General features: G+C 69.1%; 11 protein-coding genes. 5 read left to right on the top strand and 6 right to left on the bottom strand.

Translation table 11 applies throughout. The features are described 5' to 3' along the window. Positions 1 to 107: 107 nt before the first annotated feature. The 3 genes from F467_RS0105735 to F467_RS0105725 all read right to left on the bottom strand — a co-directional run bounded on the left by F467_RS0105735 (position 108) and on the right by F467_RS0105725 (position 3,410). A complete protein-coding gene (locus F467_RS0105735; RefSeq protein WP_018138303.1) occupies positions 108 to 887 on the bottom strand; it encodes a sulfite exporter TauE/SafE family protein in 780 nt (259 codons plus the stop codon). Between the two features lie 6 nt (positions 888 to 893). After that, the gene (locus tag F467_RS0105730) at positions 894 to 1,874 is read right to left on the bottom strand and encodes a M14 family metallopeptidase (RefSeq protein WP_018138304.1); all 981 of its coding nucleotides are present in this window, start codon (positions 1,872 to 1,874) and stop codon (positions 894 to 896) included. Positions 1,875 to 2,042: 168 nt separating this feature from the next. Beyond that, positions 2,043 to 3,410 carry a PAS domain S-box protein gene (locus F467_RS0105725; protein WP_018138305.1) on the bottom strand — a complete coding sequence of 456 codons (1,368 nt, stop codon included), beginning with the start codon at positions 3,408 to 3,410 and terminating at the stop codon, positions 2,043 to 2,045. A gap of 290 nt (positions 3,411 to 3,700) precedes the next feature. On the opposite strand from F467_RS0105725, the gene hisI reads away from it, so the two are divergent. The 5 genes from hisI (at position 3,701) to F467_RS0105700 (ending at position 9,301) form a co-directional block, all read left to right on the top strand. Then, the gene (gene hisI, locus F467_RS0105720) at positions 3,701 to 4,144 is read left to right on the top strand and encodes a phosphoribosyl-AMP cyclohydrolase (protein ID WP_026182199.1); all 444 of its coding nucleotides are present in this window, start codon (positions 3,701 to 3,703) and stop codon (positions 4,142 to 4,144) included. Next, on the top strand, positions 4,141 to 5,565 hold the full coding sequence (cysS, locus tag F467_RS0105715) for a cysteine--tRNA ligase (RefSeq protein WP_018138307.1): 1,425 nt from the start codon (positions 4,141 to 4,143) through the stop codon (positions 5,563 to 5,565). Before hisI ends, cysS begins: the two co-directional genes overlap by 4 nt. 2 nt (positions 5,566 to 5,567) lie before the next feature. Continuing rightward, positions 5,568 to 6,224, top strand: a complete 657-nt coding sequence (locus F467_RS0105710; protein ID WP_018138308.1) for a DUF1007 family protein — start codon at positions 5,568 to 5,570, stop codon at positions 6,222 to 6,224. Positions 6,225 to 6,293: 69 nt separating this feature from the next. After that, positions 6,294 to 7,412: a nickel/cobalt transporter gene (locus tag F467_RS0105705; protein WP_018138309.1), complete on the top strand. Its 1,119-nt coding sequence runs from the start codon at positions 6,294 to 6,296 to the stop codon at positions 7,410 to 7,412. 80 nt (positions 7,413 to 7,492) lie between these two features. Then, positions 7,493 to 9,301: a long-chain fatty acid--CoA ligase gene (locus F467_RS0105700; protein WP_018138310.1), complete on the top strand. Its 1,809-nt coding sequence runs from the start codon at positions 7,493 to 7,495 to the stop codon at positions 9,299 to 9,301. A gap of 21 nt (positions 9,302 to 9,322) precedes the next feature. On the opposite strand, the gene F467_RS0105695 is transcribed toward F467_RS0105700, so the two are convergent. The 3 genes from F467_RS0105695 to F467_RS0105685 are packed head-to-tail and all read right to left on the bottom strand — an operon-like array spanning position 9,323 to position 14,369. Next, a complete protein-coding gene (locus tag F467_RS0105695) occupies positions 9,323 to 10,207 on the bottom strand; it encodes a uroporphyrinogen-III synthase (RefSeq protein ID WP_018138311.1) in 885 nt (294 codons plus the stop codon). Next, positions 10,204 to 11,676 carry a siroheme synthase CysG gene (cysG, locus tag F467_RS0105690; RefSeq protein ID WP_018138312.1) on the bottom strand — a complete coding sequence of 491 codons (1,473 nt, stop codon included), beginning with the start codon at positions 11,674 to 11,676 and terminating at the stop codon, positions 10,204 to 10,206. The genes F467_RS0105695 and cysG overlap by 4 nt, the downstream gene beginning before the upstream one ends. Before the next feature lie 2 nt (positions 11,677 to 11,678). Next, positions 11,679 to 14,369, bottom strand: coding sequence for a nitrate reductase (locus tag F467_RS0105685; RefSeq protein ID WP_018138313.1), 2,691 nt, complete (start codon positions 14,367 to 14,369; stop codon positions 11,679 to 11,681).

The raw sequence follows: 14,369 nt of genomic DNA, 5'->3' as shown, positions 1-14,369 counted from the left end.
CGATGCGATTCGCTACGCTCATCGCATCCTACGCGCCCGAGCTCCCCTCCGAGATGACCGTAGGATGCAATGAGCCCCGCGAATTGCATCAACCCAACGCCAGAGCACTACCCCAGCCAGACCGGATCGACGAAGAAGAGCACCGTAGTACCGGCACCCACCAGCGTAACCAGATGCCGGTACCACGGTTCGGGCAGAACCCCCAGTAGCCCAATCCCGACCCGGGCGCCGAGAATGGCCCCGGCCCCGACGGCCAGCAGCCCGGTCGCAACCACCTGTCCACCCACGACAAAGACCACGACGGCAATCAGCGTCAGCACCGTGGAGAGCAGGTTCTTCAGGGCATTAGCCTGTGCCAGGTCGGCCATCCCCTGCCCCCGCAGGATCGCCAGCAGCAGGATGCCGACCCCGCCGTTGAAATAGCCACCGTAGACGCAGCCAAGCCCCGCGCCCGCCACCCGGGCCAGTGCCGGGTGTGCCGCATGGGCCGCGCGACGCTGCAGCCACGGACCCAACGCGAACAGCAGGGTCGCCAGCAACAGCAGCCAGGGGATGAAGGCCCGAAAACGCGCATCCCCCGTAAGCAGGAGCAGGGCCGCACCCAGCGCCCCGCCCAGCACACCCACGATCAGGAACAGCGCCAGCAGGCGCATTCTCAGATCCCGCCAGAGGGTACGCAGGCGTCGATGGTCCACCAGCAGGCTGGCGGCGTACCCGGGCAGCAATGCGGCGGTCCCGGTGGCATTGGCCGCCACCGGCGGGACCCCCACGGCCATCAGGGCCGGCAGCGTAAGAAAGCTGCCGCCCCCGGCCAGGGCATTCAAGGCACCAGCGAAGAACCCGGCGGCAAGCAGCAATACGGCAACGCCGGAGAAGGCGAACTCCACAGGACGTTAGATCACGCGGCGGTCACTGAACTCGGCGCGATAAAACCACTCGTTGCCCGGCAGCGAGCTGGGGTTGGGAAACACGATAAAGCCGTCGGCCGGGGCCTTCACCTCGGTCCCGTCCGCGCGAACTCCGATCACATCACCCTCGTGCAGGGGGTCGAAGCTCTTCCACTCGCGCACGAACCGGTCATCGGGGTGGTCGCGGTCGATCACCTCGACCAGGCGCAGGACCTCCGGGTCGTCCTGCCCGGGCGTGGCCGGGGCCTCGATCATGCCGAGGTGGGCCAGGGTATTGAGGATCGCATTGTAGGCGACCACCGGGGCCTGCGGGTCGTCGTGCTGGCCGCATTCCAGCGTCACGCCGTAGCCGCCCTGCGAGCGCATGTACTCGGTGGTGCCGATGCCGTAGCTGGGGTCGGTGGACAGCATCTGCGCGCGGTGACTGGCGTTCGGGTTCTTCATGCGCCGGGCGACCCCGCGCGCGTAGGTATCCAGCCAGCCCTCGACCATGCGCCGCGGGCCGAGGCAGGCGGCCAGGGCCTCCTCCTCGCGGGCACGGGCAAAGTCCTCCAGTCCGCCCTGGTTGTTCCGCGGGCCCAGCATGATGAACGGCTGACCGCCGGTATGAAACGAGTGCAGATCCAGCAGGACGTCGTGCGCCGCCAGCAGCGGGCACAGTACGTTGGCAATGCGGTCCTCGAAATCCTGCGGGTCCTCGGTCACGCGCAAGTTGCGGTTCAGGTTGCGCTCGCCCATGCGCTGCCCCAGCTCGTAGGCCAGCGGATTCGTGCGCGGGACCAGCGTCAGCGTCCCGCACTGCAGGCGACGCTCGCCGCTCTCCAGCTCGTCATGCAACCGCTCGGCCGCCTGCGTGCCGCAGGTCTCGTTGCCATGCACCGCCCCCAGCACGATCAGCCGCGGCCCCGGGGTCAGGCCGTGGAAGGTCAGGGAACGCATGGCGGTAGGGTGCGGCTGGGACGACATATCGAGAGCTCCGGCGAACGGGGAATCAGCTCGCCATTGTACGCTCGCACCCCGTGAGCGCGAACGGGCGACTACTTCAAGCGGAAGAGGTCAAACCGCTGTTTCGGTCACAGCGGGACCGTATATGGGCCCTTCCGCTGTCACCCCCCGACATAACGACTCTTCCCGCTACAGATCCGTGATATCCAGCATCGTCCCCTGGACCGCGTGCAGACCGTCGTCGCCCTGGACCACCGAGTCCACCACCAGGCTGAACCAGCGCTCTTCGCCGCGCGAGGGATGCCGCCGCAGCCGGAACCGCCGCCCAACACCCTCCTGACCGGGGGCCAGCTTACGCAAGACCTCTCGCAGTTCTTCCGCATCTCCGGCATCCGGGTCGAACTGCACATTCCAGACTTCGCTCAGACTGGGCGTATGGTGGCGAGAATCCAGCCCCATCAGGTCATACAGGTGATCGGACCACCACAGGCGACCAGTCTCGACCACGTACTCCCATGAACCGAGGCCCGCATGACGCTCGGCGCGTGCCAGGCGATCCACCTGGCGATTCAACGCCTGCTCGGCCTTCTTGCGTGATTCGATATTGCGCAGGGTCACCAGCAGCAGACGTTCGTTGGCGATCTCGGTTGCCTGCAGATTCGCTTCCACCCAGAAGACATGGCCGTCACGGTGGCGAGCGCGCCACTCGAACGACAGTTGTTCGCCATGTCGCGCGCGGTTGATCAAGGCCTGCTGGCGTTCGACCTCGTAGCCGGGCTCCTGGGCGCTAAGATCGCTGACCGTGCAACGCAGAATCGCCTCGTGCTCGTAGCCATACATGGCCAGCGACGCGGCATTCGCTCCGACAAAGGCACCCGTCTCGAAGTCCTGCAGCAGAATACCCTCCTGCACGTTGTCGAAGATGGCCCGAAAGCGCTTCTCGCTGTCGCGCAGGCCACGCTCGGCCTCGACCCGTTCGGTTACATCCGTCAGCAGGCCATGAAAGCCGAGGATCTCGCCACCGGAGTCCCGCTCCAGCCAGGTCCGATCCTCGACCCAGATCCAGCGCGTCCCCCCGACATCCAGGCGGTAGTACTGCACATACTCGTCCGGCCCGCGTTCCATATGCCGGTGCACGTCCTTGATGATGGCCTCCCGGTCGTCCGGGTGAATCCGTTGCGCATAGTCCGCCGCACCGGACAGCAAATCCTCCGGCTCGAGGCCCCAGCGCCGCACATTCGGGGACACATACACCACCGGCCAGCCGGGACGCGCGGCCCACTCGATGGCGACTACCGGCGAGCGATTGACCACTTCGGTCAGATAACGGGCTTCGGCCGAGGCCTGGTCACGGGCCGCGAGCACCCAGTACAACAGCAGAAAGAGGACCAGTGCGGTCACAGTGACATAGAAAAAGCCCTTGACCGTCTGCAACCAGCCCAGCAACTGGATATCGTCCACCAGCCACAGCAACGCCTTGTCGGACAGCCCAATCCACAGCAGCCCGAGCGCCAGATAGACCAGTGCCACCCAGCTGGCGGTACGCCAGGCACTCACTCCTCTGTCGGGAATACCGGCCTTGTCCCTCGTGTCGCGCCTCAATCCCGTTCCCCAGCCCGCGCAGAAATCCGCCTGCGTGTTGCTAATTTCGTTTGAGGATCGACCAGCCGGCCCGGGGATGCAAGGGCTTCCAAGGCACAGGCTGCCAACGGCCCGTGCTCGCTGTTTGCATTCGATATCGGGCCACAACGGTTTTCCCGGAAGTCGCATCGGGATGCGCGTCCCGTTCTGCTCATCACGGGCGCAGAATGGTACCCTTGGCGCTGGTTTCCGCTATGCCGGCGTACATGTTCAAGACACTGGAAAAAGCCTCGCGCAGCACCCGCCAGCCAGCCGCCGAGGTGCTGGAAAAACTCAAGCTGAATTCGGACGGCCTGATCCCCGCGATCGCCCAGCAGTTCGACAGCGGCGAGGTCCTGATGATGGCCTGGATGAACCGCGAGGCGCTGGACGAGACCCTGCGCACCGGGCGCGTGTGCTACTACTCGCGCTCGCGCCAGGCGCTGTGGCGCAAGGGCGAGCAGTCGGGTCAGGTGCAGCAGCTGCAATCGCTGCACCTGGACTGCGACGGCGACACCATCCTGCTGAAGGTCGACCAGACCGGCCCCGCCTGCCATACCGGCCGGCGCAGCTGCTTCTACGTGCAGATCGACAACGACGAGGCCGTGATCACCAGCGACCCGGAGATCGCCCCCGAGACCCTGTACGGCCACAAGGACGACACGAAATGAGCGCCAACCCCGGCCGCGAGCTGATCCTGCACAACACGCTCGGCGGGCGCGACGAGCCCTTTCGTCCGCAGGACCCCGAACGCGTCACGCTCTATGTCTGCGGCCCCACCGTCTACAACCGGGTACACGTGGGCAACGGCCGCCCGGTGGTGGTGTTCGACGTGCTGTTTCGCGTATTGCGCGAGCTGTACGGCCCGGAGCACGTGATCTACGCGCGCAACATCACCGACGTCGACGACAAGATCAACAAGGCCGCGGCGGAGAACGGCGAACCGATCGCCGCGCTGACCGAGCGCTTCACCCGAGCCTTCCACGAGGACATCGCCGAGCTGGGCACGCTACCGCCGACCCTCGAGCCGCGCGCCACGGATCACATCCAGCCGATGGTCGAGCTGATCGAACGGCTGATCGAGCGCGGCCATGCCTACCCGGCCGAGGGGCACGTGCTATTCGACGTCACCTCCTATCCAGACTATGGCGCGCTGTCCGGGCGCACGCTGGAGGACATGCAGGCCGGCGCCCGGGTCGAGGTCGCCAGCTACAAACGCCACCCCGGCGACTTCGTGCTGTGGAAGCCGGCCGCCGAAGGCGAACCGGGCTGGGACAGCCCCTGGGGCTATGGCCGCCCCGGCTGGCATCTCGAATGCACCGCGATGATCCGCAGCCACCTGGGCGCGATGATCGACATCCACGGTGGTGGGCACGACCTGGTCTTCCCCCACCACGAGAACGAGATCGCCCAGGGCTGCGCGGCGGAAGGCTGCGCGGAGCACGGCACGCATTACGCCCGCTACTGGGTGCACAACGGGCACGTGACCATCGACGGCGAGAAGATGTCCAAGTCGCTGGGCAACTTCCAGCTGTTGCACGACCTGCTGCAGGCCTATCCGGGCGAGGTCCTGCGCATGGCGCTGCTGTCGCGCCACTACCGCGCGCCGCTGAACTTCTCCGAGGACACGCTGAACCAGTCGCGCAATGCCCTGAACGGGCTCTACCGCGTGCTGCGCGACCACGCCGATGTCGAACCGGCCCCCGTGAACGCCGCCGAGACCCCGGTGTTCACGGCGCTGCTGGATGACCTGAACACCCCCGGCGGCATCACCGCCCTGCACCGCCTGGCGGATGCCCTGGCCGCGGCTGGCGACGCGGCCGAACGGGCCCGCCTGAAGGGCGAACTGATGGCCGGCGCCGGGCTGCTCGGACTGCTGCAGCAGGACCCGACGGCCTGGTTCCAGGGGGATGGCGAGGACCACGAACTCGCCGCCTGGGTGGAGGAACGCATCGCCGCCCGCCAGGCCGCGCGCCAGAACCGCGACTTCGCCACCGCCGACGCCATCCGCGACGAGCTCACCGCCCGCGGGATCGAACTCGAGGACACCCCGGAGGGGACACGCTGGCAGCGCAGCGGGAGCGTCGCCTGAACATGGCCCGACGCCTCATCCGGCGACTCCTGCTGGGCCTGGCGCTACTGATCCCGGGCCTTGCGCTGGCACACCCCCACGCCTGGATCGACCTGCGCGTGGGGCTGGTGTTCGACGACAACGGCCAGCTGGAGCGCATGCAGCAGGCCTGGCTGATCGATCCGACCTACAGCCACATGCTGCTGGAAGAGATGACCCGGGACCTGGAAGGCGATATCGGCATCGACGAGGCGCTGGATCGGGTCGCCGAGCGCATGCTGGAAAACCTGGCCGCCTACGACTACTTCACCGAGCTGCGCCACGACGACGCGGAGATCGCGGTACCTCGGGCGGAAAACGCCCGGCTCTCGCTGGAGGACCGGCGGCTCTATCTGCGCTTCGACCTGCCGCTGGCCGAGCACGCCCTCGAGGATGCCAGCGGCTTCACCTATCGCGTATTCGACCCGACCTACTGGATCGAGGTCCTGCACGACGCGGACGACGTGGTGCATATCGAGAATCGCCAGGGCTGCGAGGTACAGATCGAAGAGGCGCGCCCGGACCCGCAACTGATGCGCTATGCCGCCACCCTGGAACGTCAGGACCGCAGTCCTGTCGACAATCTCGGACGCCACTTTGCCGAGACCGCCACCCTGCAATGCCGGAACCGTTCGGACTGAGCGCGACCACACAGGATTAGAACGAAAACCGTTCGATGAATCCGCAGGACAGCGTTATAGTGTAACGATATGATCGTCGCCCCCGCCCATCGACTTCACGGCCTCACTGGCCCCCTGGTCCTCCTGGTCCTGGGGCTCTTCTTGTTGCTGGGCGCTTTCAGCGCCCACGCCGGCGAATCGGCCCATCCGCTGGGCGGCGGCACCCCTGCGGGCGAAACCGAGGCCGAGGAACGCTCGGCCATGCCGGATACCGCCACCGCACCGGTACCCGAGACACTTGCCGATCCACCCGGGGCACTGGAGCGCGTCACCGCCTGGATGCTGCAGACGCAGCGCCAGTTGCATCGCGACCTCACTCAGGGACTGCACGCCCTGCGCGACGCCCCCACCGCCCAGACGGCCGGCGCCCTGATCCTGGTCAGCCTGCTGTACGGCGTCTTCCACGCGGCCGGCCCCGGCCATGGCAAGGCGGTCATCAGCGCCTATCTGCTGACCCAGCCCCAGAACCTGAAACGCGGCATCCTGCTCTCCACCGTCTCGGCACTGGCCCAGGGGGTCACGGCCATTGTGCTGGTCGGGGTGCTGATCGGCCTGCTCGGCTGGCTGGCGCGCGATACGCTGGGCCAGGTGCGCACCCTGGAGATCGCCAGTTTCGCGCTGGTCGCCCTGCTGGGGGTCTGGCTGATGCTGCGTGCCCTGAGCCACGCCTGGCGCCTGCACAAGGCCCATGCCCAGGCACGTGCGGAGGCCCGTCATGAGCACGCAGACCATCATCACCATGACCACCACACCCACGACGATCACTGCGGCTGCGGCACCCCGCATCATGTCGACCCGAACCACAGCGGGACCTGGTGGGGTACGGTCGCGGCTGTGGGTATCCGCCCCTGCTCCGGCGCGGTGCTGATCATGGCGGTCTCGGCGGCCCTGGGTCTGGCCTGGGCTGGCGTGCTGGCCGTATTGGCGATGTCGCTGGGAACCGCGGCCACGGTATCCGTTCTGGCCACACTGGCCGTCTCCGCACGCGACTGGACCCGCCGCTGGCTAGGCCCGACGCGCGTCGGCCGCCTGACCTACGTAGGCCCGGCCTTCGGGCTTGCCGGTGGCGGCATCATCGCGCTGATCGGTATCAGCCTGGTGATTGGTGCGGTCGCCTACCGGCCCGCCGCCCACCCGCTGGGACTGTAGAACGCCACAGACGCCAAGGTTGCCGCACAGGTCCGGGTCCTCTAACGTCCCGAACATACTCCAAGCTGCGAGACGCGCCGATGTCCGATTCCGCGATCCGTCCCGACCAGGCCCCGACCCTCCCCTCGCTGTTCCGTGTCCGCGTCGAGCAGACGCCGGATGCCCCGGCCTATCGCCAGTACAACAGCGAAAGCGGAGGGTGGCAGCAGACCTCCTGGCGCGAGATGGGAACGATGGTGGATCGCTGGCAGGCCGCGCTGGCTGCGGAGGGCCTCAAGCCTGGCGAACGCGTTGCACTGATGCTCGGCAACTCACGCGAGTGGGTCGCGTTTGACCAAGCGGCGATGGGGCTGGGTCTGGTCCCGGTCCCGCTGTACACCGATGACCGTCCGGACAACGTCGCCTACATCATCGGCCAGACGCAGGCGCGCATCCTGCTGCTGGGCGAGAGCGCCCACAGCCGCCGGCTGTCCGAGCACTTCGAGAACATGCCGTCGCTGCGGCGCATCGTAAACATCGGCGGCGAGGACACGGAGCCGGAAGACGACCGCGTAGTCGAGCTGGAAGACTGGCTCGCACAGCACGAGGGTACGGATGTCCACTATCCGGATCTTGACCCGGAGGCCATGGCCACGATCGTCTATACCTCCGGCACCACCGGGCGCCCCAAGGGCGTAATCCTCTCGCACCGCAACATCCTGGAGAACGCCTGGGCCTCCTCGCAGGCCGGCCCGCTGTCGCCCGCCGACCGGTTTCTCTCGTTCCTGCCGCTGTCGCACATGCTGGAGCGCACCGCCGGGCTGTACATGCCCATGCTGATCGGTGCCGAGGTCGCCTTCGCGCGCTCCATTCAGGCCCTGGGCGAAGACCTGGTCAACGTGCGCCCCACCGTGCTGATCTCGGTGCCGCGCATCTACGAACGCGTGCACGGCCGCATCCAGGCCGGCCTGAAACAGAAATCGGGCCTCGGCCGCGCCCTGTTCAAGGCGACCGTCAACATCGGCTGGAAGCGCTTCGAGCACCAGCAGGGCCGCGGCGGCTGGTCCCCCGGCTTTCTGCTCTGGCCCCTGCTGGAGCGCATCGTCGCGCGCAAGGTGCTGGACCGCCTGGGCGGCGAGCTGCGCTTCGCGGTCTGTGGCGGCGCGCCGCTCCCACCGCCGATCGCCCAGTTCTTCATCGGCCTGGGCCTGCCGGTCCTGCACGGCTACGGGATGACCGAGGCCAGTCCGGTGGTCACCGTGAATACCCCGGACAACAACCTGCCCGCCTCGATCGGCAAGCCGCTGCCCGGGGTGGAGGTGAAGATTGGCGAGATGGACGAACTGCTCACCCGCAGCCCCTGCGTAATGCTCGGCTACTGGAAGAACGAGGAGGCCACCCGCGAGACCATCGACGAGGACGGCTGGCTGCACAGTGGCGACCAGGCCCGGATCGACGACAGCGGGCATGTCTTCATCACCGGTCGCATCAAGGACATCCTGGTGCTGACCAACGGCGAGAAGGTCCCGCCGGCCGACATGGAGATGGCGATCGCACTGGATGCGCTGTTCGACCAGGTGATGATCGTCGGCGACAACCGCTCTTTCCTGACCGCGCTGGTCGTTCCGGAGCCGGAGGCCTGGGCCTCGTTCGCCAGCGACCACGATCTCGAAGCCGAGGCCGATGGTCGCCTGCCGCGCAAGGCCGAACGCGCCCTGCTGCAGCGCATCCAGTACCAGCTACGCGACTTCCCCGGCTACGCCAAGATCCGCCATGTGCATGTAACGCACGAGGCCTGGTCTGTCGACAACGGCATGCTGACCCCGACCATGAAGCTCAAGCGCCCGGTGATCGTCGAGCACTACAGCGAAGCCATCGAGGCGATGTACGCCGGCCACGACGGTCACTGAGACCCGCGCCGGGCCCGCCATTCAGCCGCCATGTGCACCCAGGTGGCGCGCGAGCGTCGAGACCAGGGGTTTCATGAAGTACTGCCCGTCAGGGACCACTGTCGGGTGCACCCCGTGGGCGCGCAACTCGTCGGCCACCACCGGGCCGATCGCGGCGACGACGGTGCGGCCGAGCGCTGCCAGCAGCGCGTCCTCGCGCCCCGCGTCGCGGGCGACGCGCAGCAGGCGCCGCACCTGGGCCTGACTGGTGAAGGCAATCGCATCCACGTCCCCCGCGATCAGGGCCTCGATCAGCCCGGTCACGCGCCCGGTCTCGGCGGCGTCCGCATAGCGGTAGGGCCAGACGGGAAAGACCTCGGCGCCCGCCTGCTCCAGGAACTCGAGCAGGCGGCGGTTGGGTTCCGCGCCGTAGAGCTGCACCCCGATACGCTGCCCGGCCAGATGCTGCCCGGCCCGATCCTGTCCGGCCCAATCCTGTTCGGAAAGGGTTTCGATGATGCCCTCGGTCGTCGGTGCGGCCGCGATCGCATCCGGCCGCACGCCGAAGGGCTTCATTGCCCGCCCCGGCTTGGGGCCGCGCACCAGGGTCGGCGTCCGCACCACGGCGGCCAGCCAGGCGTCCTCGCGCCCGGCACTCCGGGCAAAGCCAGTCAGGCGGGTGAAGCCCTCGCCGGTCAGAAAGATCAGGCGGTCGAACGGCGCCTCGATCGCCCTGTGCAGCCAGGCCTCGATCGCCGTGCGGTCGGGGCTGTCGTGGATCGCGATCAGGGGGCAGCGCCAGACCTCGGCCCCGCGCCGCTCCAGCAGACCGGCGAAGACCTCCAGCGCCCGGCTCTCCGGCAGGGCCACCCGGCGACCCGCGAGGCCACTGGCCGCCGCCTCCGGCAGGACGGATGCGGCCGTCACGCCGCGCTCGCCGCCGCGGCACGCGGCCCCGACATCGGCATCGGCATCGGCATCGGCTGTGGAAACACCGTGGCGGCCCCGGCATCCGGCTGGAACCAGGCCAGACGCGCGTGGCAGGCCGCCACCTCGCCGATCACGATCAGGCTGGGCGAGCCCACCTGCTCGCGCTCGGCACGCGCGGCCAGCGTATCCAGCGTGCCGCTGACCACGCGCTGGCGGGCGGTGGTGCCGTTCTCGATGATCGCCGCCGGGGTCTGCCCGGCGCGGCCGGCACCCTTCAGCCCCCGGCAGATCTCGCCCACGCCCTTGCGGCCCATGTAGAACACCAGGGTCTCGCGGGTACTGGTCAGCTGCGACCAGTCCACATCCAGCCGCCCTTCGCGGGTATGGCCGGTGATGAATCGCACCGACTGGGCATGGTCGCGGTGGGTCAGCGGTATGCCCGCATAGGCGGCACAGCCGCTGGCCGCGGTGATGCCGGGGACGACCTGGTAGGCCACGCCGTCGCGCGCCAGCACGTCCAGCTCCTCGCCGCCCCGGCCGAACACGAACGGGTCGCCGCCCTTCAGCCGTGCCACGCGCTTGCCCTCTCGCGCCAGTCGGGAGAGCAGCGCGCTGATCTCCTCCTGCGGCACGCAGTGGTGATCGCGCTCCTTGCCGACATAGAAGCGCTCGGCCTCGCGCCGCGCGAGGTTCACCACCTCGGAGGACACCAGCCGGTCGTAGACGACCACATCTGCCTGCTGCAGCAGGCGCAGCGCGCGAAAGGTCAGCAGGTCGGGATCGCCCGGTCCGGCGCCGATCAGGTAGACCTCGCCCGGCGTGCGGGCCGCGGCGTCCGCCAGTTCCTGTTCCAGGCGCGCCTCGGCCGCGTCCATGCGACCGGCCAGGGCCAGCTCGGTGGCCGGCCCGGCAAAGGCCCGTTCCCAGAAGGCGCGGCGGGCATTCACGTGGTCGAAACGGGCGCGCACCCGGTCGCGCAGCCGCCCGGCGAGATCGGCCAGCCGGCCATAGCCGGCCGGGATCAGGCTCTCGATCTTCGCCCGCAGCAGGCGGACCAGCACCGGGGCGCGGCCACCCGAGCCAATCGCGACGGTCAGCGGCCCGCGCTCCACGATCGCCGGCAGGATGAAGCTGCACAGCTCGGGCTGGTCGGCGACGTTCACCGGGATCGAGCGCGCGAGGCAGTCCTCCGAGACCTGGCGGTTGACCGCCGCATCGTCGGTCGCAGCAATCACGATCGCCACACTATCCAGGCAATCGGTGTCATAGACCCCCGGATCGCGGCTGATCGCCCCCGTTTGTTCGCGCAGCAGGCGCTCGGCGGCCTCGCTGTACTCGGGGGAGCGCAGGCGCACCCGCGCCCCGGCTTCCAGCAGCAACGCGGCCTTGCGCGTGGCCACCGGCCCGGCCCCGACCACCAGGGCCTCGCGGCCGTGCAACTGCATATAAATCGGCAGGTGTTCCATGCTTATCCCTCCCGCGCCACGGGGTTCGTGGGCGCCTCGGCTTCTTCATTCAACAGGGTCTGGATCTCGGGTCGGCAGGAGCCACAGTTGGTCCCCGCCTCAAGGGCCGCGCCCACGGCCTCGCAGGTGGCCAGCCCCTGCTCGCGGATCGCAGTGCGGATGCACGTCTCGTCCACGCCGAAGCAGGCGCAGACCATGCACCCGCGCGCGGCCCGGCCGTTCGGCGGTCGCCCGGTCAGCAGAGCCATCCGTTCGGCATCGCTGATCGTCTCGGCCGCGAACAGGCCACCCAGCCACTCGCGCTCGGGCAGGCCCCGGTCGGGGCCCGCGAACAGCACGCAGGCGAGCCGGCCCTCGTAGATCCGCGCGGCGCGATAGCGTCCCCCGGCGGGGTCGGCGAACTCCAGCCATTCCCCCGGCCCGTCCAGGCGCTCGCGCCACGCATCCATCGTGGGCGGTGCGCCCCGCCCGGCCAGTTCGGTGCGCAGGTGCCGGGGACCACGGGCGGTGACCGCATAGTCGGCCTCCGGCGCGGAGATCGGCTCGCGGCTCAGCACGAAGCCGTGCCAGTCCAGCGCCGCCGGGCGCACGGCCACGGCCGTGTGCTTGAACGCCGGCTGCCCGGAGACGGGGTCGACATGCGCGGGCACCAGAGCATCGACTCGGGCGAGCCGCGCGATCGGCCGGCTCCAGTGCATGGGCACGAACACGCTGCCCGGGCGCTGCTCGCGGCGCACCTGCACCCGCGCCAGCAGACGCCCGTGGCGACTGGTCACCTCGGCGAGGTCGCCGGCCTGGACCCGGAACAGGCCGGCATCCACCGGATGGATCTCGACGAACGGCTCCGGCTGATGCGCACTCAGGCGCGGGGTGCGGGCGGTGCGGGTCATGCTGTGCCACTGGTCGCGGATGCGGCCGGTGTTCAGGCGCAGCGGATAGTCGGCAGCGACGGGGTCGGTCGGGGCCTGCGGGGTCACGGCCGCGAGACTCGCCCGGCCGCTTTTGGTGAAGAAACGGCCATCGGCATAAAGGTGTTCGGCGCCCGTCTGGCTCCCCGCCGGCAGCGGCCACTGTACCGGCTCCAGGGCGTCGTACGCCGCGTCGGAAATCCCGGCCAGCGCGCCGATGTCGAAGTCGCGCGTGCCGTGGTTCTCGAAGGCGGACAGCGCCGCATGTTCGCGGAAGATCTCGCCCGGGCGGGTATAGGGAAAGGCCGCAGCGAAACCCAGCCGTTGCGCGACCCGGGCCAGCGCCCACCAGTCGTGACGGGCCTCGCCCGGGGGCGCGCGGAACGGGCGCTGGCGCGAGATGCGGCGCTCGGAGTTGGTTACCGTGCCGTCCTTCTCGCCCCAGGTGGTCGCCGGCAGCAGGACGTCGGCTACCCGCGTGGTCTCGGTCTCGCGCACGCAGTCGGAGACCACGACCAGCGGGCATGCGGCCAGGGCCTGCTCGAAGCGCGCGGCCTCGGGCAGGCTGAACAGCGGATTGGTGCCGATGATCCAGACCGCCTTCACCTGCCCCGACTCGACCGCGCGGAACAGGTCCAGCGCCTTCAGCCCCGGCTGGCGCGCGAGGTTCGGTGCGCCCCAGAAACGTCCGACCCGGTCCAGGGCCGCGTCGTCGAAGCCCATGTGGGCTGCCAGCTGGCTGGCCAGTCCGCCGACCTCGCGCCCGCCCATCGCGTTCGGCTGGCCCGTCAGCGAGAACGGGCCCATGCCCGCGCGCCCGATACGGCCGGTGGCCAGGTGCACATTGAGGATCGTCCCGGCCTTGTCCACGCCGCTGTCGGACTGGTTGATGCCCTGGCAGAAGGCGGTCACGGTGCGTTCGGTACGGGCAAACCACTGGAAGAACGTTGCCACCGCCTCCGGCTCCAGTTCGCAGGCCTCGGCGGTCGCGGCGATCGACGGGCTGGAGGCCCGCGCGGCCGCCAGGGCGTCGGCGAAGCCGTCGACATGCCGCTCCAGGAAGCCAGGGTCCAGCGCATCCTCCCGGCGCAGATGGTCCAGCAGGCCGTTGAACAGCCAGGCATCCGTACCCGGCGCCAGCGGCAGGTGCAGGTCGGCCGCCTGGGCGGTGGCCGTACGCCGCGGGTCGATCACCACCAGCTTCATCTCCGGGCGCGCCGCGCGGGCGGCCTGCAGGCGCTGGAACAGGACCGGGTGGGCCCAGGCCATGTTGGAGCCCGTCACCACGACCAGATCGGCCTGCTCGAGGTCGGTATAGCTCCCCGGCACGCCATCCACCCCGAAGGCGCGGGTATGGGCGGCCACGGCCGTGGACATGCAGAGCCGGGAGTTGGTATCGATATTGGCCGAACCGATGAAGCCCTTCATCAGCTTGTTGGCGACGTGGTAGTCCTCGGTCAGGATCTGCCCGGAGACGTACAGGGCGACCGCATCCGGCCCGTGTGCCGCGATGGTCTCGCGAAAGCCGTTCGCCACATGATCCAGCGCGGTCTCCCAGTCGACACGCCGCCCGCCGATCTCCGGGTGCAGCAGCCGGCCCTCGTCGTCGAGGGTCTCGGCCAGTGCCGCGCCCTTGGAGCACAGGCGACCGGCATTCGCCGGATGGGCGGGGTCACCGCGCACCACAACCGGAAACTCGCCGCCCGGCGTCGCGGTCACCTCCACCCCGCAGCCCACCCCGCAATAGGGGCAGGTGGTACGGGTCACCGGCTCGGCCGTGGCCAT

This window comes from Thioalkalivibrio sp. ALJ12 (assembly GCF_000378305.1).
In the GTDB taxonomy this organism is placed as follows: Bacteria; Pseudomonadota; Gammaproteobacteria; order Ectothiorhodospirales; family Ectothiorhodospiraceae; genus Thioalkalivibrio.
This window is presented reverse-complemented; position numbering and strand designations above follow the sequence as displayed.